This window comes from Mycobacterium sp. ELW1 (assembly GCF_008329905.1).
Taxonomy (GTDB): Bacteria; Actinomycetota; Actinomycetes; order Mycobacteriales; family Mycobacteriaceae; genus Mycobacterium.
In genome coordinates, this window is record NZ_CP032155.1 from 5,825,768 (window position 1) to 5,849,657 (window position 23,890).

The 23,890-nt window shown below is 66.6% G+C and carries 24 protein-coding genes; 12 read left to right on the forward strand and 12 right to left on the reverse strand.

Annotated elements, in window-relative coordinates; translation table 11 throughout:
- Nucleotides 1-10 precede the first annotated feature (10 nt).
- Genes D3H54_RS27975 through D3H54_RS27995 form a run of 5 tightly spaced genes read left to right on the forward strand, consistent with a single transcriptional unit; the run spans nt 11 to nt 4,749 of the window.
- A complete protein-coding gene (locus D3H54_RS27975) occupies nt 11-904 on the forward strand; it encodes a class II glutamine amidotransferase domain-containing protein (RefSeq protein WP_083120886.1) in 894 nt (297 codons plus the stop codon).
- Nucleotides 892-1,578 (forward strand): GltB/FmdC/FwdC-like GXGXG domain-containing protein, encoded by a 687-nt coding sequence (locus D3H54_RS27980; protein WP_149382952.1) that lies wholly within the window; start codon nt 892-894, stop codon nt 1,576-1,578. Before D3H54_RS27975 ends, D3H54_RS27980 begins: the two co-directional genes overlap by 13 nt.
- A complete protein-coding gene (locus tag D3H54_RS27985; RefSeq protein ID WP_149382953.1) occupies nt 1,579-2,916 on the forward strand; it encodes an FMN-binding glutamate synthase family protein in 1,338 nt (445 codons plus the stop codon). It abuts the gene before it with no gap.
- Nucleotides 2,913-4,100 (forward strand): NAD(P)/FAD-dependent oxidoreductase, encoded by a 1,188-nt coding sequence (locus D3H54_RS27990; RefSeq protein ID WP_149382954.1) that lies wholly within the window; start codon nt 2,913-2,915, stop codon nt 4,098-4,100. Before D3H54_RS27985 ends, D3H54_RS27990 begins: the two co-directional genes overlap by 4 nt.
- Nucleotides 4,075-4,749 carry a helix-turn-helix domain-containing protein gene (locus D3H54_RS27995; protein WP_168214994.1) on the forward strand — a complete coding sequence of 225 codons (675 nt, stop codon included), beginning with the start codon at nt 4,075-4,077 and terminating at the stop codon, nt 4,747-4,749. The genes D3H54_RS27990 and D3H54_RS27995 overlap by 26 nt, the downstream gene beginning before the upstream one ends.
- Here D3H54_RS27995 and D3H54_RS28000 read toward each other — a convergent pair.
- Nucleotides 4,721-5,575: a hypothetical protein gene (locus D3H54_RS28000; RefSeq protein WP_149382956.1), complete on the reverse strand. Its 855-nt coding sequence runs from the start codon at nt 5,573-5,575 to the stop codon at nt 4,721-4,723. The genes D3H54_RS27995 and D3H54_RS28000 overlap by 29 nt on opposite strands.
- A 395-nt stretch (nt 5,576-5,970) precedes the next feature.
- On the opposite strand from D3H54_RS28000, the gene leuA reads away from it, so the two are divergent.
- Nucleotides 5,971-7,848: a 2-isopropylmalate synthase gene (leuA, locus tag D3H54_RS28005; protein WP_286199030.1), complete on the forward strand. Its 1,878-nt coding sequence runs from the start codon at nt 5,971-5,973 to the stop codon at nt 7,846-7,848.
- A 29-nt stretch (nt 7,849-7,877) separates the two neighbouring features.
- Nucleotides 7,878-8,264, forward strand: coding sequence for an SHOCT domain-containing protein (locus D3H54_RS28010; RefSeq protein ID WP_149382957.1), 387 nt, complete (start codon nt 7,878-7,880; stop codon nt 8,262-8,264).
- Between the two features lie 34 nt (nt 8,265-8,298).
- Here D3H54_RS28010 and D3H54_RS28015 read toward each other — a convergent pair whose 3' ends face one another.
- The 4 genes from D3H54_RS28015 to D3H54_RS28030 form a co-directional block, all read right to left on the reverse strand.
- On the reverse strand, nt 8,299-8,871 hold the full coding sequence (locus D3H54_RS28015) for a TetR/AcrR family transcriptional regulator (RefSeq protein ID WP_149382958.1): 573 nt from the start codon (nt 8,869-8,871) through the stop codon (nt 8,299-8,301).
- A 25-nt stretch (nt 8,872-8,896) separates the two neighbouring features.
- On the reverse strand, nt 8,897-9,106 hold the full coding sequence (locus D3H54_RS28020) for a hypothetical protein (RefSeq protein WP_149382959.1): 210 nt from the start codon (nt 9,104-9,106) through the stop codon (nt 8,897-8,899).
- A 120-nt stretch (nt 9,107-9,226) separates the two neighbouring features.
- The gene (locus D3H54_RS28025) at nt 9,227-11,542 is read right to left on the reverse strand and encodes a putative bifunctional diguanylate cyclase/phosphodiesterase (RefSeq protein ID WP_286199031.1); all 2,316 of its coding nucleotides are present in this window, start codon (nt 11,540-11,542) and stop codon (nt 9,227-9,229) included.
- A 41-nt stretch (nt 11,543-11,583) separates the two neighbouring features.
- Entirely contained in the window at nt 11,584-12,573 is a 990-nt protein-coding gene (locus D3H54_RS28030; RefSeq protein WP_149382960.1) for a DEDDh family exonuclease, read from the reverse strand.
- Between the two features lie 104 nt (nt 12,574-12,677).
- On the opposite strand from D3H54_RS28030, the gene D3H54_RS28035 reads away from it, so the two are divergent.
- On the forward strand, nt 12,678-13,907 hold the full coding sequence (locus tag D3H54_RS28035; RefSeq protein WP_149383796.1) for a Mur ligase family protein: 1,230 nt from the start codon (nt 12,678-12,680) through the stop codon (nt 13,905-13,907).
- Nucleotides 13,900-14,613, forward strand: a complete 714-nt coding sequence (locus D3H54_RS28040; protein WP_149382961.1) for a type 1 glutamine amidotransferase — start codon at nt 13,900-13,902, stop codon at nt 14,611-14,613. The genes D3H54_RS28035 and D3H54_RS28040 overlap by 8 nt, the downstream gene beginning before the upstream one ends.
- Nucleotides 14,614-14,640: 27 nt before the next feature.
- Here D3H54_RS28040 and D3H54_RS28045 read toward each other — a convergent pair whose 3' ends face one another.
- The 4 genes from D3H54_RS28045 to D3H54_RS28060 form a co-directional block, all read right to left on the reverse strand.
- Nucleotides 14,641-15,522, reverse strand: a complete 882-nt coding sequence (locus D3H54_RS28045; protein ID WP_149382962.1) for a type IV toxin-antitoxin system AbiEi family antitoxin — start codon at nt 15,520-15,522, stop codon at nt 14,641-14,643.
- 95 nt (nt 15,523-15,617) lie between these two features.
- A complete protein-coding gene (locus D3H54_RS28050) occupies nt 15,618-16,391 on the reverse strand; it encodes an EAL domain-containing protein (protein ID WP_149382963.1) in 774 nt (257 codons plus the stop codon).
- 19 nt (nt 16,392-16,410) lie between these two features.
- On the reverse strand, nt 16,411-17,022 hold the full coding sequence (gene recR / locus D3H54_RS28055; protein ID WP_149382964.1) for a recombination mediator RecR: 612 nt from the start codon (nt 17,020-17,022) through the stop codon (nt 16,411-16,413).
- 4 nt (nt 17,023-17,026) lie between these two features.
- Nucleotides 17,027-17,353 carry a YbaB/EbfC family nucleoid-associated protein gene (locus D3H54_RS28060; protein WP_036346464.1) on the reverse strand — a complete coding sequence of 109 codons (327 nt, stop codon included), beginning with the start codon at nt 17,351-17,353 and terminating at the stop codon, nt 17,027-17,029.
- 203 nt (nt 17,354-17,556) lie between these two features.
- Between D3H54_RS28060 and D3H54_RS28065 the strand changes: the two genes are divergently transcribed.
- Nucleotides 17,557-18,270, forward strand: coding sequence for an Rv3717 family N-acetylmuramoyl-L-alanine amidase (locus D3H54_RS28065; RefSeq protein WP_149383797.1), 714 nt, complete (start codon nt 17,557-17,559; stop codon nt 18,268-18,270).
- On the opposite strand, the gene D3H54_RS28070 is transcribed toward D3H54_RS28065, so the two are convergent.
- Nucleotides 18,267-18,713 (reverse strand): SRPBCC family protein, encoded by a 447-nt coding sequence (locus D3H54_RS28070; protein ID WP_149382965.1) that lies wholly within the window; start codon nt 18,711-18,713, stop codon nt 18,267-18,269. The two genes, D3H54_RS28065 and D3H54_RS28070, sit on opposite strands and share 4 nt — an antisense overlap.
- Nucleotides 18,714-18,803: 90 nt before the next feature.
- Between D3H54_RS28070 and D3H54_RS28075 the strand changes: the two genes are divergently transcribed.
- Together D3H54_RS28075 and D3H54_RS28080 are read left to right on the forward strand one after the other, a co-directional pair.
- On the forward strand, nt 18,804-20,177 hold the full coding sequence (locus D3H54_RS28075) for an FAD-binding oxidoreductase (protein WP_149382966.1): 1,374 nt from the start codon (nt 18,804-18,806) through the stop codon (nt 20,175-20,177).
- Entirely contained in the window at nt 20,174-21,487 is a 1,314-nt protein-coding gene (locus D3H54_RS28080) for a class I SAM-dependent methyltransferase (RefSeq protein WP_149382967.1), read from the forward strand. The genes D3H54_RS28075 and D3H54_RS28080 overlap by 4 nt, the downstream gene beginning before the upstream one ends.
- Before the next feature lie 15 nt (nt 21,488-21,502).
- Here the strand turns inward: D3H54_RS28080 and D3H54_RS28085 are convergent, their stop codons facing one another.
- Nucleotides 21,503-21,874 (reverse strand): heme-binding protein, encoded by a 372-nt coding sequence (locus tag D3H54_RS28085; protein WP_149382968.1) that lies wholly within the window; start codon nt 21,872-21,874, stop codon nt 21,503-21,505.
- A gap of 83 nt (nt 21,875-21,957) precedes the next feature.
- Nucleotides 21,958-23,889, reverse strand: coding sequence for a DNA polymerase III subunits gamma/tau (locus tag D3H54_RS28090; RefSeq protein WP_149382969.1), 1,932 nt, complete (start codon nt 23,887-23,889; stop codon nt 21,958-21,960).
- Nucleotide 23,890 lies beyond the last annotated feature (1 nt).

Consider the following 23,890-nt stretch of genomic DNA (forward strand, 5'->3'; position numbering starts at 1 on the left):
AGGAACAACCATGTGTGGGATCGTGGGTCTGCACCTGCGCAACCCCCAGCTATACCCCCGGCTCGGCGAACTGCTGACCGGCATGCTGTGTGAAATGTCCGACCGGGGAAGCGATTCCGCCGGAGTGGCCGTCTACGGTGATCCACGCTGGTCGCCGCCGGGGAAGGGCACCGTCTCGGTGCTCGACGTGGACGACAGCCCCGATCAGATGGCCGAGGCGCTCCACGCGGCGCTCGGAGAGGTATCGGTGCACCGCGTCGACGAAACCCTGCTGGTGTCGGCTGATGTCGCGCCCGAGACGCTGCATGCGGCGATCACGGCGCACTACCCGCATGCGCTGATCGCGGGGTTCGGCGCAAATGTGGCTGTGCTCAAGGGAGTCGGGCACCCGAAGGCCCTCACCGAGGCGTGGGGGCTGGCTCATGCGCAGGGCTGGCAGGGGGTGGGCCACACCAGGATGGCCACCGAGTCGGCGGTGATACCGGCCGGTGCGCACCCGTACGCGGTGGGCCCCGACCAGTGCCTCGTGCACAACGGGTCATTCGCCAACCACGCCACCATCCGCCGCGACCTCCGCGCCCAGGGTGTCGTCTTCGACAGCGAGAACGACACCGAGGTGGGCGCGCGCTTCGTGGCCGACCAGCTGGCGCGGGGCCGCGATGTCGAGACCGCGCTCAAGGAGCTGTGTGCCACCTTCGACGGCTTCTACACGCTGCTGGTGTCCAACCATGACTCGTTCGCCGTTGTCCGCGACGCGATCGCCTGCAAGCCGGCCGTGATCGCCGAGACCGACGACTGGGTGGCGATGGGCAGCGAATATCGTGCACTGGCAGGACTTCCCGGCGTCGAGAAGGCGGTCATCTGGGAGCCCGAACCAGAGGTGGTCTACGCATGGACGAGGTGACGACCTTCGATTTGGTGTCCACACCGCTACGAGAGGTGAACGCCGCACTGCACGCGCCCGGTGTCGCCGGCGGATTCCGGATCACCAACCCGGCCGGTGCGCACAACGTCGCGGTCGGCGTCGATGCGCCACTGCGAATCGAGATCAGTGGTCATGTCGGCTATTACGCCGCCGGGATGAACAAGCAGGCCGAGGTCACCATCGACGGCAACGCGGGGACCGGGCTGGCCGAGAACATGATGAGCGGCACCGTGTGGGTCAAGGGCAATGCGTCCCAGTCGGCGGGCGCCACCGCGCACGGCGGCTTGCTGGTGATCGAGGGCAATGCCGCTGCACGGTGCGGGATCTCGATGAAGGGAGCCGACATCGTGGTGGGCGGCAGTGTCGGACACATGAGCGCGTTCATGGCACAGGCGGGGCGGCTCGTGATTCGCGGCGATGCCGGTGAGGCACTGGGTGATTCGATCTACGAGGCCCGCCTGTACGTTCGCGGCGAGGTGGCTTCGCTCGGGGCCGACTGCATCGCCAAGGAGATGCGCGCCGAGCACCACGAAGAACTCGGCCGGCTACTCAAGGCCGCCGGATTCGAGGACGACGACACCAGCTCCTACACCCGCTACGGCTCCGCCCGCCAGCTCTATCATTTCCACGTAGACAACGCAGAAGTGTACTAAATGACATACGCAGAAGACGACCGCGCCCGCCTCGGCCTGCGCGAGTCAGCGACCTTCGACCGGGCCACCATCGCGGGCATCCAACGAGCCGCCGACACCGGCATCTACGACATCCGCGGCTGGGGCGCCAAACGCGCACTCCCCCACTTCGACGACCTGCTGTTCCTTGGCGCATCGATGTCGCGCTACCCGCTGGAGGGCTACCGCGAGCGGTGCGGCACCGACGTCGTGCTCGGCGGCCGTCACGCCAAACACCCACTGCACCTGGATATCCCGGTGACAATCGCGGGCATGTCGTTCGGCGCACTGTCCGGGCCCGCCAAAGAGGCGCTTGGGCGCGGCGCCAGCGAGGTCGGCACCTCGACCACCACCGGTGACGGCGGCATGACTCCGGAAGAACGCGGACAGTCGAAGTATCTGGTCTATCAGTATCTTCCGTCGCGGTACGGGATGAACCCCGACGATCTCCGCAAGGCTGATGCCATCGAGGTCGTGCTCGGTCAGGGCGCCAAGCCCGGCGGCGGCGGAATGCTGCTCGGGCAGAAGATCTCCGACCGGGTGGCCGCCATGCGCACGCTGCCCCAAGGGATCGACCAGCGCTCCGCCTGCCGGCATCCGGACTGGACCGGGCCGGACGACCTGACCATCAAGATCAACGAGCTGCGTGAGCTCACCGACTGGGAGAAGCCGATCTACGTCAAGGTCGGTGCCACCCGCACCTACTACGACGTCAAGCTGGCGGTGGCGGCGGGAGCCGACGTGGTCGTCGTCGACGGAATGCAGGGCGGTACCGCCGCCACCCAGGACGTGTTCATCGAGCATGTCGGCATCCCGACGCTGGCCGCGGTTCCGCAAGCGGTGCAGGCGCTCTCCGAGCTCGGGGTGCACCGGAAGGAAGTGCAGCTCATCGTGTCCGGCGGAATTCGTACCGGCGCTGACGTCGCCAAGGCGATGGCCCTGGGTGCCGACGCGGTGGCGATCGGTACCGCGGCGCTGATCGCGCTGGGTGACAACGACCCGAAGTACGCCGCCGAGTACGAAAAGCTCGGCAGCGCAGCCGGTTTCTACGACGACTTCCAAGACGGCCGAGACCCGGCCGGCATCAGCACACAGGACCCGGAGCTCGCCGCCCGCCTCGACCCGATCGAGGGCGGCCGCCGCCTGGCCAACTACCTGCGGGTGCTCACCATGGAGGCCCAGACCATCGCGCGCGCGTGCGGCAAGGCCCACCTGTTGCACCTGGAGCCCGAGGACCTCGTTGCGGTGACCATCGAGGCCGCGGCGATGGCGCGGGTTCCGCTTGCGGGGACGTCGTGGATTCCCGGAGCGGGCCTGTGAACGAGACCGCCGACGTCGTCATCGTCGGTGGCGGCATCGAGGGGTGTGCCGCCGCCTGGGCGTTGAGCCAGCGCGGGATCACCGATGTCGTTGTCCTCGAACGCAATACCGTCGGATCCGGGATGACCGGCAAATCCAGCGGGATTGTGCGTTGCCACTACGGGGTGAGCTCCCTGGCCGCGATGGCCACCGTCGGCCTCGAGGTGTTCGAGAAGGCCGACGAGATCTTCGGTGACGACATCGGCTTCCGCCAAACGGGATACGTCGTCGGCGTCGGTGAACCCAACGTCGACTCCTTGCGCAGCAGCATGGCCGCGCAACGGGCCGTCGGTGTGCAGACCGAGGAGATCGACGCCGCTGACGTGGCTCGGCTGTGGCCGTGTGCCGACCTGTCGCCGTTCGCCGCGTTCGGTTGGGAGGCGCGCGGCGGATACGGCGACGCCTACCAGACCGCCCAGGCGTTCGCCCTCGCCGCCCGGGCGAGCGGTGTGCGAATCCGCCAGGGCGCCAACGTCACCGGCCTGCTTACCAACGGTGACGCCGTCACCGGCGTGCACTTGGCCGACGGCACTCAGATCAGCGCCGGCAGCGTGGTGGTCGCCACCGGGGTATGGACGAATGCGTTCCTGGCGCCCTACGGGGTCGACGTGCCGATCCGGGTGGTCCGCGAACAGATCGTGATGATCTCGCCCGGCGTCGAGCTGGGGCCGGTTCCGGTGTTCTCCGATCTGGTGTCACTGCAATACGTGCGTCCCGAGGTCGGCGGTGACGTGCTGTTCGGCAACAGTGACCTGTCCGATGTGCTGACCGCCGATCCCGACGACTACCTCAACCGGGCCACCGAAGATTTCATCGATCTCACCGTCGAGAAGGTGGGCACCCGATTTCCCGGCTTCACCGGCGCAGCCATCACCTCGAGCTATGCGGGGTGCTACGACGTCACCCCGGATTGGAATCCGGTCATCTCCGCCGGCGGGCGGGACGGGCTGTTCGTGGCTGCCGGTTTCAGCGGCCACGGGTTCAAGATCGCACCGGCCGTCGGGCGCCTGGTCGCCGACCTTCTCGTCGACGGCCACAGCAGCGATCCGCGGATACCCGAGACCGATTTCCGGCTGTCCCGCTTCGCCGAGGGAGAGTTGCTGAAGAGCCCGTATCCGTATGTGGGTGCGGGGCAGATGCGATAGTGCGCTTGTGACCGATCTGCTCCGCAATCAATCGGGGACCGCCCGCGATCGCGACCCGCACGAGCCCGTCGCCGATCTGGAGTTCGAGACCGCGATCGCCCGCAACGTGCGGCAGCTACGCCAGCAGCTGGGGCTCTCCGTCGCCGACATGGCGACCAGGGTCGGCATCTCGAAGGCGATGATGAGCAAGATCGAGAACGTACAGACCTCGCCGAGCCTGTCCACGCTGGCGTTGCTGGCCAAGGGTTTCGACGTGCCGGTGAGCACGCTGTTCCGTGGCGCCGACGTGGAACGGCCGGCCGCCTTCGTCAAAGCGGGTACCGGGGCGCGGATCGTGCGCAACGGCACGAAAGCCGGTCACGAGTACGAACTGCTCGGATCGCTACGGGGCGAACACAAGCGGCTGGAATGCCTGCTGGTGACACTGTCGGAGAAGAGCACGACCTATCCCCTGTTCCAGCATCCCGGCACGGAGTTCATCTACGTACTCGAAGGCGTCATGGACTACGCCCACAGCCGCTCGGTATACCGGCTGCATCCCGGCGACTCACTGCAGATCGACGGTGAGGGCGCTCACGGTCCCGCGGATCTGATCGAGGTGCCGATCCGATTCCTGTCGGTTATCGCGTTTCCCGATTCCCAGGTCTAGCCGACTGGCCCTTGCCGTCCGACGCCGCCGTTCGGGCGCTGGAGTCGCCGGACGTGCGCGACGCGCTGGGCCGCTTGCCACCCCTGGGTGTGACGGTCTGCTGCGCACCGGTGACCGGCTGTGACCGTCGGCTCTGGCCGACGGCCGGATTCGTCGCCTTCGACGGCGAAGCGACGGACAGCGCTGACTGCTTCGGTGCACTGGCAGCCGCTGGCTGCGGGGACTCCGCCGGCGGCGTGATCTGCAGCGCTTTCGCAATGGACGGCCCGATCGACAGCAGGAGGCCGAGCGGCCCGGGATTCAGCAGTCCGAAGGCCAGCTGAAACAGCGGGGTGGAGCAGCAGTTGAACGCGGTGTCCAGAAAGACGGCGGGCGCATCGATGAACGCCTGCAGCACGGTCTGCGGGGTGGACGGGTACTTGGCGGTGTCTGCGATCAGTTGCACGATCATCACGCCGGGAGCGATGAACGGCCCGATCAAGGTGAGCGGCGCCAACACCGCGAGGGTGCCGATCACGCCGAGTGCAGCCGCGGCGTGGTCACCCATCGTCTGCACGATCTTCAGGGGGGTGCCGCCGTCCTCCCCGACGAGCCAGTGCGAATAGGTGGTGAAGTTCTTCGCCACCTGGGTCAGGATCGGGGCGGGCGGGTAGTTGACGACCAACGACACCAGATTGGCGATATCGGCCTGCACATTCGTCTGCAGGGTCTGCCACGCGCCGGTGAGGGCGACCGGGACGGCCTGCGCAGCCGGCACCGGATTGGCCGGCAGTGGCGCCAGGGCGATGGTCGCGGCGACGGTCATCGACACCCCCGTCGCGAGCATGGAGCGAACACTCAATTCCACGGACAACCCCCGATCACGGCTTGCGACGTGGTCAATTTACCTGGGCAGCGAACTCTTGGCCGCAGAACGAGCACTCTGCACCGGGAACCGGCGATCGCCGCTCTGGGCGGAGACGCGCTGTCGAGAGTCGGCTCAGCCGAAGTCGCCGGTGGCTCAGCCACCACGGACCGGCCACGCGACTGGGCCACACCCGCATGGGCGAAAACCATCAGTTCTTCGAAGGTTCGAGATGCTTGAACGCGCAAATTCACCAAACCGACTTTTGGCCAGCTGCGCGGTCGGGAGTAAAGTAGCGACTTGTGCAGCGGGTGCTCCTCCTCGGACGCCGCGACGGGGTCTGATCCAGACTGGCTTCCCGTCGCGGGTGTTTCGCGATGCGCCGGTCTGAATCCAATCCAAGACACCCGGAGCCAATCGTGACCACCCACAAGCCGTCCTTTGATTCAGTGGACGCCTACGTATCTGCCCGCACCATCTCCACCCCCGCCGGCCCGCGACGCGATGGCCAGCCTTCCTGGAACACCCAGCGCAACTCGTCGATGCCGGTCAACCGGTACCGCTCGTTTGCCAGTGAAGTCGAACCGGTCACCCTGCCGGACCGCACCTGGCCCGACAAGGTCATCGAGCACGCACCGTTGTGGTGTGCGGTCGATCTGCGCGACGGCAACCAGGCGCTGATCGATCCGATGAGCCCGGCCCGCAAGCGCCGCATGTTCGAACTGCTGGTCAACATGGGCTACAAGGAGATCGAGGTCGGTTTCCCGTCGGCCAGCCAGACCGATTTCGACTTCGTCCGCGAGATCATCGAGCAGGGCGCCATCCCCGACGACGTCACCATCCAGGTGCTGACGCAGTGCCGCCCGGAGTTGATCACCCGCACCTTCGAAGCCTGCGCGGGAGCGCCGCGAGCGATCGTGCACTTCTACAACTCGACGTCGATCCTGCAGCGCCGCGTGGTGTTCCGCGCCGACCGCGAGGCTGTCAAGAAGATCGCCACCGACGGCGCCCGGCTGTGTGTGGAGGAAGCGGCGAAATACCCCGGCACCCAGTGGCGCTTCGAGTACTCCCCCGAGTCCTACACCGGCACGGAGTTGGAGTACGCGGTCGAGGTGTGCAACGCCGTTGCCGAGATCGTGCAGCCCACCCCGGACGTACCGCTGATCGTCAACCTGCCGGCGACCGTCGAGATGGCCACTCCCAACGTCTATGCCGACTCGATCGAGTGGATGCACCGGCACTTGACCCCGCGAGACTCGATCATCCTGAGCCTGCACCCGCACAACGACCGCGGAACCGCGGTCGCCGCAGCAGAATTGGGCTACCAGGCCGGTGCGGACCGCATCGAGGGATGCCTGTTCGGCAACGGTGAGCGCACCGGCAACGTCTGCCTGGTGACGCTGGGCCTGAACCAGTTCTCCCGCGGGGTTGATCCGCAGATCGACTTCTCCAACATCGACGAGATCCGCCGCACCGTCGAGTACTGCAACCAGCTGCCCGTGCACGAGCGGCACCCCTACGGCGGGGACCTGGTGTACACCGCGTTCTCCGGCAGCCACCAGGACGCCATCAACAAGGGCCTGGACGCGATGAAAGTAGCTGCCGACGAAGCAGATTCGGATGTCGACGACATCCTGTGGCAGGTGCCGTACCTGCCGATCGATCCCAAGGACGTCGGCCGCACCTACGAGGCCGTCATCCGGGTCAACTCGCAGTCCGGCAAGGGCGGCGTCGCCTACATCATGAAGGCCGACCACGGACTGGTGCTGCCGCGCCGGCTGCAGATCGAGTTCTCCCAGGCCATCCAGGCGATCACCGACGGTGAGGGCGGCGAGGTGTCGCCCAAGGAGATGTGGGACGCGTTCGCCGACGAATACCTGTCACCGGTACGGCCGTTGGAGCGCATCCGCCAGAAGGTCGTCGGCGCCGAGGTCGACGGCGGTACCGATGTCATCGAGGCCGTCGTGAAGATCGACGGCACCGAGACCGAGATCACCGGCCAGGGCAACGGACCCCTGGCCGCGTTCGTCGACGCCCTGGGCACAGTCGGTTTCGACGTCAGCGTGCTGGACTACTCCGAGCACGCGATGTCGGCGGGCGAGGAAGCCGCCGCGGCCGCCTACGTCGAGGCATCGATCGGCGGGCGCACGGTGTGGGGCGTGGGCATCGCGACATCGATCACGACGGCATCGCTGCGAGCCGTGGTCTCCGCGGTGAACCGAGCTGCCCGAATCGGCGCCATCCCAACGACTTAAGGTTCTCCCGACAATGTGAGGAGTAGGTCATGGACTGGGGTTCGACATGGGATTTCCTCTGGCACTTCCTGATCATCTTCGCCTGGATTGCCTACCTGCTGGTGTTGTTTCAGATCCTGGTGGACCTGTTCTGGCGTGATCACACGACATCCGGCTGGATCAAGGCCGTCTGGGTGATCTTCCTGATCGTGTTCCCATGGGTGACAGCGCTGATCTACCTGATCGCCCGCGGTCAAGGCATGACCGAACGCGCGCGCGAAGCCGCGATAGCGGCGAAGAAGGACACCGACGCGTACATCCGCGAGGCCGCCGGGCGTTCGCCCGCACAGGAGATCGAGCATGCCAAACAACTCTTGGATGCCGGAACCATCTCCCAGCAGGAGTTCGAGTCACTGAAGGCCAAGGCCCTCAGCTAGATTCGGCGGTCTGGTGCGAAGCGACCCCGGAAACTCAGGTTTCGAACACCACATCGAGCACGCGGTCGATCAGCCCGGCAGGGTCATATCCGTCGGGCTGATCGATCGTGAGGTTGCTGAACGTCAGCCCGTTCAGCAGCCGGGTCAACTGGTCCACCTGCTCGGGTGATGCGTCGATAGCTGCCGACGCGAGGATCAACCCGGCCGTCTTCATCGCGGCGTGCTGCAATTCGAAGAGGAACGGTCGCAGTTCGGGTCGGCGGGTGGCCTCGATGAACAGCTCGAAACGCGCCAGATGCCGTCGGCGCGCAGCCTCGTCGGGATCGGCCACCATCCGCGTCAGCAATGCGGCCACCCCGGCCCGGTCCATCGGTGACGGCAGCGCGGACGTGAGCACTTCCACATGACGCCAATGCATGTCGACCACGTGTGCGGCGGTCGCCTCCAGCAGGGCCAGCCGGGTCCGGAAGTAGTTCGACGTGGTTCCCGACGGTAGGCCGGCGCGTTCGTCGACCTGACGGTGGGTGAGGCCGCCGATCCCCGCGTCGACGATGATGTCGATCGCGGTATCGAGGATCGCGGTCCGGCGTTCTGGGTTGGGCGGCATCAGGAATGCCAGCGTAGCCGCCCGATCAGGGCACCGCAGGCACCATCGTCGTGGTCACGGCCCCGGAAACCTCCGCAGGCGGCGGCGGGGTGGGGGTAGGGAATTTCGATTCCTGCCCCGAATCGGCCGTGGTGTGGGTGGTGGCCGCAATATCGGCGCCGTCGGTGACGGCGAACAGCGCGAGCATCGCGATCGCCCCTGCACCGATCAGGGCGGTGAGTGTCTGTTTGTTCAATTTTCAGCCTCCTGCCAACAATGCTGTCAGTGGCCCCAACTCGACGGTACGCCAACATATTTCGCCGAAAGCCTCGCCTCAGGGTCTTGGGGACAGATACACAGGATCCTGCGAGGGTTCCTACTGCCGCGCTTGGGCCGCCACCAGCTCCGAGATGTCAGTCGAGGAGACCGGCATCGAAAAGTAGTAGCCCTGTCCGATGTCGCAGTTGTGTTCGCGCAGCCATGAAGCGGTTTCGGCGTCCTCCACACCCTCGGCGACCACCGTGATCCCGAGATTGTGGGTCAGATCGATCACGGCGCTGACCACGGCCGCCGCCCTGGCGTCCGTCGCGACCGAGGCGATGAAATGGCGATCGAACTTCACTTCGTCGATCGGCAGATCGCGCAGGTAGCTCAAAGCTGAATAGCCGCTGCCGAAGTCATCGATCGCAATCCGGATCCCGTCGTCGCGCAGCTGTTGCAGCACGCTGGTCACCCGGCCCACCTCGTCGAGCACCAGATCCTCGGTGATCTCGATGGTCAGCAGTCCGGGCGGCAGATTCCGTTCCTGCAGTACCCGCCGCACGGTGTCGGGCAATCGCGCGTCGCGCAGCAGCGGTGCGAACAGATTCACCGCGACCGGGACTTCCAGCCCCATGGACGCCCACCGCGCACAGTCGTCGAGAACCTTCCGGAACACCAGATCGGTGACCGGACGCATCAACCCGTGACGCAGGATCAGCGGCATAAACGCCCCTGGCCGAAGCACATTCAGCCGTGGGTGCGGCCAGCGCAGCAGCGCCTCCACACCCGCGATCCGTCCGGTCCGGAGGTCCAGCTTGGGCTGATAGACCATCTCGAGGCCGCCGCGGTCGATCGTGCGACGCAGTTCGCCGAGCAGCCGCACCTGTTCGGCGCCGCTCTTGGCCGACCGGGGTTCGCCGTCGCGGGCCAGTTCCTCGATGTCCGGATCGAGCAGCGTCATGTCCGCGCTGAACGTGTGCACCGTCGAGTTGCGTGATCGCTTCGCGAAGTACATGGCGGTGTCGGCACGTTTCACCAGATCCTCGGCTGTGATGTCGTTGTCCGCCAACGACGTAACAGCCATCCCTGCGCTGGGGTGCATCAGCACCTCATGTCCGTCGATCAGGAACGGGGTGTCGAATGCGGCGATCACACGCTCGCACACCAGGTGCGCCTCGTCGACGTCGCCCTCGAGCAGCAAGGCGAACTCGTCACCGCCGAGCCGTGCCACCGTATCGCCGGCGCGCAGACAACTTGCGATGCGCTCACCGACGCGGATGAGCAGGCTGTCGGCAGCGGGATGCCCCATGCTGTCGTTGATCAGCTTGAAGTCGTCGAGATCAAGCGACAACACCGCGACGCACCGATTGTCGCGGCCGCGCAACGCCATTGCGTGCGCAAGCCGATCCTGGAACAACGTGCGATTAGCCAGCCCGGTCAGCGGATCACGCAACGCCTGATCGGCTGCGGCCGCGAGCAATCGCCGGTTCTCCCAGCCCGAGAGCACCTGTCGGGCGCAGATGAGGGTCATCAGAATGGGAACCAGGATCCGCAGCAGACCGGTCATGACAAGCGCTGGACCCACGGTGCCGGCGATCAGCAGCGGCACATAGGGCAGCCACAACGCGATCGAGGATTGCGGGACCGGCGTCGGCAGGACCGGTGGGCGCGGCCGGCGACTCAGCAACGCGGCCGCACCGAAGCACGACATTCCCAGTACCCAGCCGATACTCGTGATGTGTCCCGGGTGATACCGGTTGGAGCCTTGCAGGAACGCGAATGCGACTCCGGAGAACGCCATCAGCGTGACCCCGCCCATCAGAAGCCACATCACAACGCTGTTGACTGCGCCGGCTCGGACGACGAACACCACCGCCCCGACGAACACGAACAGGATGAACAGCGGGTACAACAGCGCGCGCCCCTGCTCGACGGTGCCCACTCCGGTGGCCTGATACACGTTGCCGAGCACCACCACCCACAACACGAGGAACAACGACGTGGCGACGATCAACGCGTCGAACAACAGCCGAATACGTGAACCCTGCATGGGTTCGGCCGGGAATTGCAGGAAAGCGACCGGAGCCAACACGACGAAGATCAGGTAGAGGAAGTCCGCCGGCGACGGGAACAAACTGCGTTCCAACACCAGAGTCAGATATGCGCGCGTCAGCTCGCCTACGGTCCACGCCGCCAAGGCGATGGCCATGGTGGTCCAGGCGAGGCGGTTTCGTCCGTGGGCGGCACGGGCCGCGACAGCCGCGCACACCGCTGCGTAAGCCCCGAAAGCGGCGAAAGCCACTCCGTCGACGATGCGGACGGCATCGTCGCCGCCCCAGGTGAACGCGAATTCCAAAGCGAGCAGCAGACAGCTGAGCGCCGATACGAGGATGGGCACGGCCGACTGCAGCGGGCTCCTGCGATCGTCCACGGCATCATCACCTCGGTGGACGATGCTAGTGGCGCGACCAGTTAGAAAAGGGCGAACTGCTGACCCTGGTCGACCGAGGGCACGAAGTCGTCGAGTCCGGTGCCATTGGCCACCGAATCGACCGAATCCATGAACTGCCGATCGGACACCACCGGAACCCCGAGTTCCCGGGCCAGATACCCCTTGCCCTGCTCGGGCGTGCGCGCGTTGCAGATGACCAGCGAGGTCTCCGGGTCGACGGCATCGGAGTAGGCGAGGCCGGCGTGGATGATGCGCTCCACGAGTTCTTCGTGGGTCCGATCCACCTCGGCCGACAGCGCGACGCGCATGCCTTGCACCAACGGCGCACCCCGTCGGTACGGCCCCGGGTTCTGGTACGGGCATGGCATCCGGGAGGCCAGCATTTTCAGCGGCCGCAGCTCATCATGGGTGACCCTGCCGTTGGGCCAGCGGCGCCGGGTCACCGGCCGCACCGGCAACCAGACCTCGCGCTCACGAGCACGCTGCAACGCCGGACTCAACACCCGAGACAGCACCAGGGCGTCGTCGAACGCGTCGTGGGCGCGGGTCTGCGGTACCGCCCAGTGCCGCGCCAGCGTCTCGAGCCGCAGGTTGTCCAGGCCGAGGTCGAGCCGTCGAGCGAGCTCAACGGTGCACATGACGGTATCGACCGGCAGCGCCGTCTCGGCGAGCTCAGCCTCGCTGGACAGGAACGCGTAGTCGAACGCGACGTTGTGGGCGACCAGCGTGCGGCCGTGCAGGAGATCGATGACATCGGGGGCGATGTCGGCGAACGTCGGCTGGTCCTCCAGCATCTCGGCGGTGAGGCCATGAATGTGGGTGGGGCCGGGATCGACACCGGGATTGAGCAGGCTGACCACGGAATGCTCGACGCGGCCGTCGGGATCCAGCGCCAGCGCGGCGAGGCTGATGACCCGGGCGTGGCCGGGCCGAAAACCGGAGGTCTCGACGTCAACCACGACCCAGCCGTCCCCCGGCTCGCGGGCTGGTCGACCCCAGGTGTGGCTCACACAGTCAGGATGGCACGCAGGTCCGACAGTCCCCGGGACATCGAATCCGTGTCGGCCGGCCCGTCATTTCACGCATAAACTGCCTTGCGATGCCCAGGCCGACCATGACACTGCGGGGGCGCGCCGCGCTGGCCGCCGGATCCGCCGCGCGCTGGGCTTCCCGGGCGACCGGGCGCGGTGCCGGCGCCATGATCGGCGGCCTCGTCGCGATGACGTTGGACCGCTCGATCCTGCGCCAACTCGGGAGCGGGCGGCGCACCGTCGTCGTGACCGGCACAAACGGCAAATCCACCACCACCAGGATGACCGCGGCCGCGTTGGCGACGCTGGGGCCGGTGGCGACCAACGCCGAGGGCGCCAACATGGACGCCGGGCTGGTGGCCGCGCTCGCCGGCACCCGGGACGCGGCGCTGGCTGCCCTCGAAGTCGACGAGATGCACGTGCCGCACGTCGCTGATGCGGTGGACCCGGCGGTGATCGTGCTGCTGAATCTGTCCCGCGATCAGCTGGACCGGGTGGGTGAGATCAACCACATCGAGCGCACGCTGCGGGCCGGGTTGGCCCGTCACCCCGATGCGATCGTCGTCGCCAATTGTGACGACGTCCTGATGACCTCGGCGGCCTACGACTGTCCTCGGGTGGTGTGGGTGGCGGCGGGCGGCGGCTGGGCCAACGACTCGGTCAGCTGCCCGCGCAGCGGCGAGGTGATCGTCCGCGACGGGGTGGACTGGTACTCGACGGGTACTGATTTCAAGAGGCCCAGCCCGCAGTGGTGGTACGACGACGCCACGCTGTACGGCCCGGACGGGCTGGCGGTGCCGATGCGGCTCTCGCTGCCGGGCACGGTCAACCGCGGCAATGCCACCCAGGCGGTGGCCGCCGCGGTGGCGCTGGGCGCCGACCCCGTTGCGGCGGTGGCCGCCGTCTCCGGGGTGGACGAGGTCGCCGGCCGCTACCAGACCGTGCCGATGGGTGACCACACCGCGCGCATTCTGCTGGCCAAGAATCCGGCCGGATGGCAGGAGGCACTGTCGATGGTCGACAGGAGCGCCGACGGTGTGGTGATCGCGGTCAACGGTCAGGTGCCCGACGGGGAAGACCTGTCCTGGTTGTGGGACGTCAACTTCGAGCATTTCGAGGATGTGCCCGTCGTCGCCGCCGGTGAGCGGGGAACGGACCTGGCGGTGCGACTCGGGTATGCCGGTGTCAGTCATACGTTGGTGCACAACACGATTGACGCAATCTCCTCGTGTCCGAAGGGTCACGTCGAAGTCGTCGCGAACTACACGGCGTTCCTGCAGCTGACGCGGACACTCGGGAGGATGCGTGCCTGAGACCGTACGGATCGGGCTGGTGCTGCCCGACGTGATGGGCACCTATGGTGACGGCGGCAATGCCGTCGTGCTCCGAAAGCGATTGCAGCTACGCGGAATTCCGGCCGAGATCGTCGAGATCACGCTGGCCGACCCGGTGCCCGACTCGCTGGACCTTTACACCCTCGGCGGCGCCGAGGACTATGCACAGCGACTTGCCACCAAACACCTTCTGACGCATCAGGGTTTGCAGCGGGCGGCCGCCCGCGGCGCTCCCGTGCTGGCAATCTGCGCGGCGATCCAGGTGCTGGGGCATTGGTATGAGACCTCGGCCGGCGAGCGGGTCGAGGGGGTTGGCCTGCTGGATGTGACGACTTCACCGCAGGAGAAGCGCACGATCGGCGAGGTGGTGTCCACGCCGCTGGTCGACGGGTTGACGCAGCCGCTGACGGGTTTCGAAAACCACCGCGGTGGAACGGTTTTGGGTCCTGACGCTCTGCCGCTGGCGACGGTCGTCAAAGGCGCGGGAAACCGCGAGGGCGACGGATACGACGGCGCCGTGCAGGGCAGTGTGGTCGCGACCTACCTGCACGGGCCATGCCTGGCCCGCAATCCCGAGCTGGCCGATCTGCTGCTGTCGCGGGTGGTCGGACCGCTGGAGCCCCTCGAGTTGCCAGAGGTCGAGCAGCTGCGCCGCGAGCGGCTGGCCGCCCCCCGCCGGATGTAATCCCTTTTTTTGGCGCCCAAACCGACATTACGCAGCGAAAGTGCGAGTAGATCGCGTCATTTCGTCGATCTCGGCGCCGCCACGGCGAAGATATGCTTCCTTCGCGCGCCATAGAACCTCGGCAGGCCTGTCTTCGGCGATGACGCGAATGACTTCCCACCCGAGCCGCTCCAACATCGGTATACGACGGATATCTCGCACGTATTGGCGCCTGTCGCTGCGGTGTTGGTCGCCGTCGTACTCGAAAGCCAGCTTGAGCGCGCGGTAGCCCATGTCCAGGTATGCAATGGGGACTCCGCCGTCGAGCACCGGAATTTGCGTTTCGGGTGCCGGCAGTCCGCCGTCGATCAGCAGGAGACGAAGCCAGCTTTCTTTTGGCGATGCGGCTCCGGCGTCGATCAACGGCAGGAGTTCGCGCAGTTGCCGGACGCCTCTAACCGGGCCATAGCGCTCCATGATCAGCTCGACACTCTCGGAACAGATTGGTGCCACACGCATTAACGCGTCCAGCCGCGCGAGCGCCGTCGCGCGTTTCTGATATCGACCCAGGTCGAAGGCGGTGCGCGCGATGGTCGTCACCGGCAAACCATCCACGGTCGTGACTTCGTCGTCGCTCACACGATCCATTCGGACTGTCAGCCCGGGTTGTCGTCGTCGTTCGCCCACGAGCACTTCGATCACTACGTCGTCGTCGACCCATTGAGCGCCATGCAATGCCGAGGCGGCGACGCCACCGATTACACCCGTTCGGTCGGTATACAGCCACGCGCCGAGCGCGCGGTCGCACACGGATGGCGTGGCGTACTTCGGGATGTAGACGCCTCGATACATCTGCCGGTACCAACGCTGCAGATCGTGGCGGGAGCGGCCACCGGCCAGCCATTCCCTGCCCAGAAATACTTCAGTCATGTCGGCATCGTCGCTGCGGGGTCCGACAACTCGCCGAGATCGACGAAATGTTGCGATCTACTCGCACTTCTTCTGCGAAGTGTCGGTTTGGGCGATCAGGCGGCCGCGCCCACTTCGGGATTGACGTCGGCGACACTTTCGAATGTCGGCCGGGCGATGTAGTAGCCCTGGAATAGATGCACACCCAGGTCTTGCAGGCACTCCATCTCTTCACGGCTTTCGATCCCCTCCGCGATGAGCCCGATCCCCAGATCGTCGCTCATCTGGACGATGCCCTTGCAGATGGCCCTGCGCGCCTTGTCCTGGTCGACGTCCCGGACCAGACCCATATCGATCTTGACCAGGTCGGGCTGCAGATCCGCCAACAGGTTGAGTCCGGCATGCCCGGCGCCGAAATCGTCGATGGCGACGGTGAATCCGCGCTGCCGGTAGTCGGCCACGATCGCCTGCAGATGCCCGAAGTCCGCGATCTTCTCCGCTTCGGTGAACTCGAAAACGATCCGGTCCGCAGGAAAGTCGTACGTCTCAGCAGCTTCCAACGTCGTTCGTATGCACAGTTCCGGGCGGTAGACGGCGTTCGGCATGAAATTGACGTTGAGGTAGGTCGAAATCCCCAACTGGGCCGCCAATCTGATCGCCGTGACTCGGCACACCTGATCGAACCGGTACAGGTTGTGGTCGCCGACTTGAGCGAACACCGCCGACGCCGGCTCGTTGCGCACGCCGCGAACCAGCGCCTCGTGCGAGTGGACCTGCTTGGCGTCGCTGTCGAAGATCGGCTGAAAAGCCATCGAGATCTCGAATCCCAAACCGGCACCGTCGACGCAGGCCCCGCAGTTCAGTTGGACAAAGTCGTTGGGCCTCGCCATGTAGGCGATCCTACGGAAGCTAAACCATCTGGCGGCGGCCGGACAGCGCGCGGCCCAGCGTCAGCTCGTCGGCAAACTCCAGGTCGCCGCCCATCGGCAATCCCGATGCGATCCGCGACACCGTCAACCCGGGGATGTCGCGCAGAATCCGCACCAGATAGGTGGCTGTGGCCTCACCTTCGGTGTTCGGGTCGGTCGCGATGATCACCTCGGTGATGTCCACCCCGTCAATCCGTTCGCCAATCCTGTTGAGCAGCTGGCGAATTCGAAGTTGTTCAGGCCCGATGCCGGACAGCGGGTCGAGCGCTCCGCCCAACACGTGGTAGCGCCCGCGGAACTCGCGGGTGCGTTCCACCGCCTGCACATCCTTGGGTTCCTCGACCACGCACACCAGCGCCCCGTCACGCCGCGCGTCACTGCAGATGCGGCACCGATCGGCATCGGAGACGTTGCCGCACACCTCGCAGAACTGCACCCCGTCGCGGACCCTGCCCAGCGCCGCGGTCAGCCGGTCGATGTCCGGCGGCTCCACCGACAACAGGTGGAACGCGATCCGCTGCGCACTCTTGGGACCGACGCCCGGCAGCTTGCCGAGCTCGTCGATCAAATCCTGGACGGGTCCTTCGAACAACGCGTCAGGCCCCCGGAATGCCTGGGGCCTGCCCGGCCAGCGGGCCGAGGTGGGTCTGCGCCAAGATCGTGAACTGACGGGCCGAGTCGGCGAGCGCGCCGACGATCAGGTCCTGCAGCGTCTCGACGTCATCGGGGTTGACGACCTTCGGGTCGATCCGGATCCCGACGACCTCGCCGCTGCCCTTCATCGTCACCTGTACCAGACCGCCGCCGGCCTGGCCGTGCACCTCGGCGGCGGCCAGCGCGGCCTGCGCCTCCATCAGCTTCTGTTGCATCTCCTGGGCCTGCGCCAGCGCGGCCTGCAGACCGGGCATGACCTGGTCGCGCATCTGCTCCGCCTGCTCGCGAAATCCTTCGAGGTTCGGAATCTCACCGGGTTGCATGACAGTCTCCTTGCGTCTCGGTCTCGACTTGGTTTCGCCTGCGAATTCGGGCAGTCAGTGACTTCAAGACTAGACGGCGAAGAGTTACGGTGACGCGCGTGCTTATGTCCGCCCGCGCTCGTGTCGTGGCCGCAGCATGCACCAGCGTCATGCTGGTTGTATCGACGGTGACCAGTCCGCTTGTCCATGCCGCGCCGACCAGCATCGCCGGGATGATCGTGTTCCTCGATCCCGGCCACAACGGGGCCAACGACGCATCGCTGACCAAACAGGTGCCGACCGGCCGGGGCGGGACCAAGGACTGCCAGACGTCGGGAACCACCACCGAGGACGGGTTCCCCGAGCACACCTTCAACTGGGACACCGTCCTGCTGGTCCGCCAGATGCTGACCCAGCTCGGCGTCCGGACAGCGATGTCCCGTGGCAATGACAACCAGGTGGCCGCCTGCGTCGATGAACGCGCGGCGATGGCCAACGCACTCAAGCCGAACGCGATCGTGTCGATCCACGCCGACGGCGGCCCGGCCACCGGGCGCGGCTTCCACGTCAATTACTCCAGCCCGCCGTTGAATCAGGCCCAGGCCGGCCCGTCGGTGCAGCTCGCCCGCGCGATGCGCGACCAGATCCTCGCCGCGGGCATTCCGGCCGCCAACTACATCGGCTCCGACGGTCTCTACGGCCGGGCTGATCTCGCCGGGCTCAACCTCGCCGAATACCCGTCGGTGCTGGTCGAGCTCGGCAACATGAAGAACCCCGCCGACTCGGCACTGATGGAAAGCCCGGAGGGCCGCCAGAAGTACGCCGCCGCCGTCGTTCAGGGCATCGCGGCGTTCCTGGCCACCCAGCCGGCGCGCGCCAGCTAAGCCTTCCCGGCCTCGACGGCCTTCTTGAGGTTGCCCAGCAGTTCGTCCTGAATCCGGCGCAGGCCCAGCGGCGCGAACGTCTTCTCGAAGAACCCGCCGATACCGCCGGCCCCTGTCCACGTCGTCTTCAGCGTGACGCTGGAGCCCGGGCCGGCCGGCGCGACGGTCCAGTTGATCACCATCGAGGAGTTCGCGTCCTTCTCGATGACGGTGTGGCCGGCAACGTCGACGACGGCCTGCACCTCGCGCACCCGCGACTTGGTGGCCTGCAGCTTCCACTTGGCGACGGTCCCCTGGCCCTTGCCGCCCTGCAGCACCTGATAGTCGCTGTACTGCGGCGAGAGGATCTTCGGGCGCACGTTCTGGTAGTCGGCGATCGCGTCGAGCACGGCGGCCGGTTCGGCGTCGATCAAGATCGAACTTGCGGCGCTGACCTGTCCCATCAGGTAAAACTCCTCGGGTGACGGCGGGTTGCAGTGTGATCCACCGGCCGTGCGGTCGCATCGGCTGTGGCTGCGGACTAGCGTAGTCGTGTGCCTGTATCCACAGCACTATCAGCGCATGCCCAGGGCGTGGAGCGGCTTCTGGCCAGCTACCGCGCCATTCCTACGAACGCCCCCGTCCGTCTGGCGAAACCGACGTCCAACCTGTTCCGCGTGCGCGCCAAGAGCAACGCGCCCGGATTGGACGTCTCCGAGCTGACCAACGTGATCTCCGTCGACCAAGCGGCGAAGACCGCGGATGTCGCCGGCATGTGCACGTATGAAGACCTGGTTGCCGCGACCCTGCCCTACGGTTTGTCCCCGCTGGTGGTTCCGCAGCTCAAGACGATCACCTTGGGCGGTGCGGTGACCGGTCTGGGGATCGAGTCGGCGTCGTTCCGCAACGGTCTGCCGCACGAGTCCGTGATCGAGATGGACATCTTGACCGGTTCGGGTGAAGTGGTCACCGCCAGCCGTGACCAGCATCCGGACTTGTTCCGGAGCTTCCCCAATTCCTATGGCACGCTTGGCTATTCGGTGCGCCTGAAGATCGAGCTGGAACCGGTGAAGCCGTTTGTCGCCCTCAAGCACCTGCGGTTCCACTCGCTGCCGGACCTGGTTGCCGCGATGGACCGGATCATCGAGACCGGTGGATACGACGGCGCCAGGGTCGACTACCTCGACGGCGTGGTGTTCAGCGCCGACGAGAGCTATCTGTGCCTGGGCGTGCAAACTCCCACCGCCGGAGCGGTCAGTGACTACACCGGCCAGGACATCTACTACCGCTCGATCCAGCATGACGACGGAGTCAAAGACGACCGGCTGACCATTCACGACTACCTGTGGCGCTGGGACACCGATTGGTTCTGGTGCTCGCGGGCATTCGGCGCGCAGAACCCGAAGATCCGTCGGTGGTGGCCGCGGCGGTACCGGCGGAGCAGCTTCTACTGGAAGCTGATCGCCTACGACCAGCGGTTCAACATCGCCGACCGGATCGAGGCGCGGCACGGCCGTCCGCCCCTGGAGCGCGTGGTCCAGGACGTCGAGGTGCCGATCGAGCATTGCGTCGAATTCTTGGACTGGTTCTTGACCAACGTGCCCATCGAGCCGCTGTGGTTGTGCCCGCTTCGGCTGCGCGATCCGGCCGGCTGGCCGCTGTATCCACTGCGCGCCGGGCACAGCTACGTCAACATCGGGTTCTGGTCCTCGGTACCGATGGGGCCCACACCCGGCCATACGAACCGACTGATCGAAGAGCAGATCGGCAAGCTCCACGGGCACAAGTCGCTGTACTCCGACGCCTATTACAGCCGGGAAGAGTTTGACAATCTCTACGGCGGCGAAACCTATAAGACCGTAAAAAAGACCTACGACCCTGATTCACGGCTGTTGGACCTGTATGCAAAGGCGGTGCAACGACAATGACGACCTTTCATGAGAACCAGGCGCATGCGCCAGGAAAGTTCAAGCTGGCCGAGATCCTCGAGATCTTCACCGCCGGTGGAGAACTGCCGCTGAAATTCACCGCGTACGACGGTAGTTCCGCGGGGCCCGAGGACGCCGAACTGGGTCTGGATCTGCTCACCCCGCGGGGGACCACGTATCTGGCGACCGCACCGGGCGATCTGGGCCTGGCCCGCGCCTACGTCTCGGGTGACCTCGAAATGCAGGGCGTACATCCCGGGGATCCGTACAACCTGCTACGCGCGCTCTCCCACCAGCTGGATTTCAAGCGGCCGCCCGCGCGGGTTCTCGTCGATATCGTGCGTTCGATCGGCATCGAGCACCTCAAGCCGATCGCCCCGCCGCCGCAGGAGGCACTGCCGCGGTGGCGCCGCGTCGCCGAAGGCCTGCGGCACAGCAAGAAGCGCGACGCCGATGCCATCCACCACCACTACGACGTGTCAAACACGTTCTACGAGTGGGTACTTGGGCCGTCGATGACGTACACGTGCGCCTGCTACCCCACCGCGGACGCGACGCTGGAGGAAGCGCAGGAGAACAAGTACCGGCTGGTGTTCGAGAAGCTGCGCCTCCAGCCCGGCGATCGTCTGCTCGACGTCGGTTGCGGCTGGGGTGGCATGGTGCGCTACGCGGCGAAGCACGGGGTGAAGGCGATCGGTGTGACGCTCTCCCGCGAGCAGGCCGCCTGGGCGCAGAAGGCCATTGCCGAGCAGGGCTTGGCCGACCTGGCCGAGGTTCGCCACAGCGACTACCGCGACGTGCTGGAGAGCGGCTTCGACGCGGTGTCGTCGATCGGGTTGACCGAGCACATCGGGGTGGCCAACTACCCGGCGTACTTCGGCTTCCTGAAGACCAAGCTGCGCGTCGGCGGGCTGCTGCTCAACCACTGCATCACCCGCCCCGACAACAAGACCGGCCCCAGCGCGGGTGGTTTCATCGACCGCTATGTGTTCCCGGATGGCGAACTGACCGGCTCGGGCCGCATCATCACCGAAGCCCAGGACGCCGGCCTGGAGGTGGTGCACGAGGAGAACCTCCGCCACCACTACGCGATGACGCTGCGCGACTGGTGCCGCAACCTCGTCGAGCACTGGGACGAGGCCGTCGACGAGGTGGGCTTGGCCACCGCCAAGGTGTGGGGCCTGTACATGGCCGGATCACGGCTCGGATTCGAGACCAATGTCGTTCAGCTGCACCAGGTTCTGGCGGTGAAGCTCGACGAGAAGGGCGGCGACGCCGGGCTGCCGTTGCGGCCGTGGTGGAACACCTAACCTTCTGATCAGTGGTCAGACGGCCGAGCCGGGCAGCTGGCCGCAGCGGTTCTTGATGTCCAGCAACGGTTGTCGAATTCCGGTGATGTCGGAGGCCGTCTGCGGATTGGCGGCCATGTAGGCCTTGACCCGGGCCCGCACCTGGTCGCGCGGTAGGCCGGCCAGGCTGGTGAAGAACGCGTTCACGTCGGGGTGGGTGAACAGGTACGCCGAAGTCGCGGCCTGCACGCCGGTGCGCACACCTTCCAAATCGGCCGCGGTGCAGTTCGGCGGTGGCGGCGGGGCGTCAGGATCTGCTGCCGCAGAGGGAAGTTGGCCGAACAGGGCCACTGCGAGCGCCCCACACCCGGCGAGCGTCGCCGCAATTCGACGACTGTCGATGATCATGCACCGACGTTAAAGGTGCTGACACACAAGCGCTTCACAGCACAGCAGATCCACAGCGGACCACGAGATCGCGCACAGAACTGCTAACCCTCGATCTTGCGGGCGCCCAACTCGGTCTGCAGTAGCTCGAGAGCCACTTCCTCCGGATCACGCCGCGGCGCCGAGTCATCGTCGCGGCCGACCTCGGCGATCATGCTGTCCTCTTCGGCCCGCTGGCGGTCGACCGGGTCTGGCTCGGGCTCCGGCGGCAGCGGCTGCTCGGCCTGCTGCACCGGCTGGCCGACGCCGACCTCGCACCGCACCCGCCAGTCCACGCCGAGCGCATCTTTCAACGCGTCACGGATGACGTCGGCGTTGCGCTGCTCGCACAGGCGCTTGGCCAGCGGTGCCGACTCGTGGCCGAGGATCAGCGTGTTGTTCTCGACCGCCCGCACGATCGCGCCGGCCAGCATCACCTCGGTGGTGCGGCTGCGCTGACGGACCTTCTCCCGCACCGTCGTCCACATGGTCCGCACGGCGGCCGCGCCCGGTTCACCGGTGGCAGCAGCGGCGGCCGGTGCCGCAGCGGGTTCGGTGGCCCGCGGCGCAGGTGTGGCCTCGGGCACGGGATCCGGTGCGGCCACCGGTTCGGGCCGTGCGACCGGTTCGGGTCGCGCAATCGGCTCCGGCTTGGCGATCGGCTCAGGGACGGGCTGCGGTGCGGGCGGCTCGACCACCGGTGCCGGCGCGGGCGCCGGGGGCGCGGGGGCTGCTGCCGGCTCGGGCGCCGCCGGGGCCTGCTGTGTCTTGCGCACATACTGCTTGGCCGGAGCCGCCGCCGGTGCACCGGAATTCAACCCGGCCTCACCCGCCGGGATAGTGATCTCCATCCGGGTCTCGATGCGTTCGATCCGCTGCAGCAGCGCCGATTCGGTGTCGCTGGCCGACGGCAACAGAAGCCGGGCGCAGACCACCTCCAGCAGCAACCGTGGTGCCGTCGCGCCGCGCATCTCCCCCAGCCCCGCGTGCACCACCTCGGCATAGCGGGTCAGTGTCGCGGGCCCGATCTTCGCGGCCTGCTCGCGCATCCGCTCCAGCACGTCGTCGGGAGCGTCGACCACACCGCGGGTGGCAGCGTCCGGAACTGCTTGCAGCACAATCAAATCGCGGAACCGCTCGAGGAGGTCGACGGCGAAGCGGCGCGGATCATGTCCGGCGTCGATCACCGACTCCACCGCACCGAACAGCGCAGCCGCATCGCCTGCGGCGAGCGAGTCGACGGCGTCGTCGATCAGGGCCACATCGGTGGCGCCCAGCAGCGCGAGCGCGCGCTGATAGTGCACGCGGTTGCCCTCAGCACCGGCGAGCAGCTGGTCCAGAACGCTCAACGTGTCGCGGGGCGAGCCGCCACCGGCCCGGATGACGAGCGGATACACCGCATCGTCGACGGTGACGCTCTCCGAGGCGATGATCTTCTCGATCAACGCGCGCATGGTCTTCGGGGCCAGCAGCCGGAACGGGTAGTGATGGGTGCGCGACCGGATCGTCGGCAGCACCTTCTCCGGTTCGGTGGTGGCGAAGACGAAGATCAGGTGCTCGGGCGGCTCCTCGACGATCTTCAGCAGCGCGTTGAAGCCGGCGGTGGTGACCATGTGCGCTTCGTCGACGATGAAGATGCGGTAGCGCGACTGCGCGGGCGCATAGAACGCCCGGTCCCGTAGCTCGCGGGTGTCATCCACACCGCCGTGGCTGGCGGCGTCGAGTTCGACGACGTCGACCGAGCCCGGGCCGTTCGGGGCCAGCGCCACGCAGGAATCGCACACCCCGCACGGCGTCGGTGTCGGTCCCTGCTCGCAGTTCAGCGAGCGGGCGAGGATGCGTGCGGAGGACGTCTTGCCGCAGCCGCGCGGTCCGGAGAACAGATACGCGTGGTTGATCCGATGCGCCGACAGCGCGGTCGAGAGCGGTTCAGTGACGTGCTCCTGGCCCACCACCTCGGCGAAGGTTGCCGGCCGGTACTTGCGGTAGAGCGCCACG

Coding starts and splice junctions, on each gene's coding strand:
- D3H54_RS27975 (WP_083120886.1), top strand. CDS start 11: ATGTGTGGGATCGTGGGTCTGCACCTGCGCAACCCCCAGCTATACCCC.
- D3H54_RS27980 (WP_149382952.1), top strand. CDS start 892: ATGGACGAGGTGACGACCTTCGATTTGGTGTCCACACCGCTACGAGAG.
- D3H54_RS27985 (WP_149382953.1), top strand. CDS start 1,579: ATGACATACGCAGAAGACGACCGCGCCCGCCTCGGCCTGCGCGAGTCA.
- D3H54_RS27995 (WP_168214994.1), top strand. CDS start 4,075: ATGTGGGTGCGGGGCAGATGCGATAGTGCGCTTGTGACCGATCTGCTC.
- D3H54_RS28000 (WP_149382956.1), bottom strand. CDS start 5,575: ATGCTCGCGACGGGGGTGTCGATGACCGTCGCCGCGACCATCGCCCTG.
- leuA (WP_286199030.1), top strand. CDS start 5,971: ATGCGCCGGTCTGAATCCAATCCAAGACACCCGGAGCCAATCGTGACC.
- D3H54_RS28010 (WP_149382957.1), top strand. CDS start 7,878: ATGGACTGGGGTTCGACATGGGATTTCCTCTGGCACTTCCTGATCATC.
- D3H54_RS28015 (WP_149382958.1), bottom strand. CDS start 8,871: ATGCCGCCCAACCCAGAACGCCGGACCGCGATCCTCGATACCGCGATC.
- D3H54_RS28035 (WP_149383796.1), top strand. CDS start 12,678: ATGACACTGCGGGGGCGCGCCGCGCTGGCCGCCGGATCCGCCGCGCGC.
- D3H54_RS28045 (WP_149382962.1), bottom strand. CDS start 15,522: ATGACTGAAGTATTTCTGGGCAGGGAATGGCTGGCCGGTGGCCGCTCC.
- D3H54_RS28050 (WP_149382963.1), bottom strand. CDS start 16,391: ATGGCGAGGCCCAACGACTTTGTCCAACTGAACTGCGGGGCCTGCGTC.
- D3H54_RS28060 (WP_036346464.1), bottom strand. CDS start 17,353: ATGCGCGACCAGGTCATGCCCGGTCTGCAGGCCGCGCTGGCGCAGGCC.
- D3H54_RS28065 (WP_149383797.1), top strand. CDS start 17,557: ATGCTGGTTGTATCGACGGTGACCAGTCCGCTTGTCCATGCCGCGCCG.
- D3H54_RS28070 (WP_149382965.1), bottom strand. CDS start 18,713: ATGGGACAGGTCAGCGCCGCAAGTTCGATCTTGATCGACGCCGAACCG.
- D3H54_RS28080 (WP_149382967.1), top strand. CDS start 20,174: ATGACGACCTTTCATGAGAACCAGGCGCATGCGCCAGGAAAGTTCAAG.
- D3H54_RS28085 (WP_149382968.1), bottom strand. CDS start 21,874: ATGATCATCGACAGTCGTCGAATTGCGGCGACGCTCGCCGGGTGTGGG.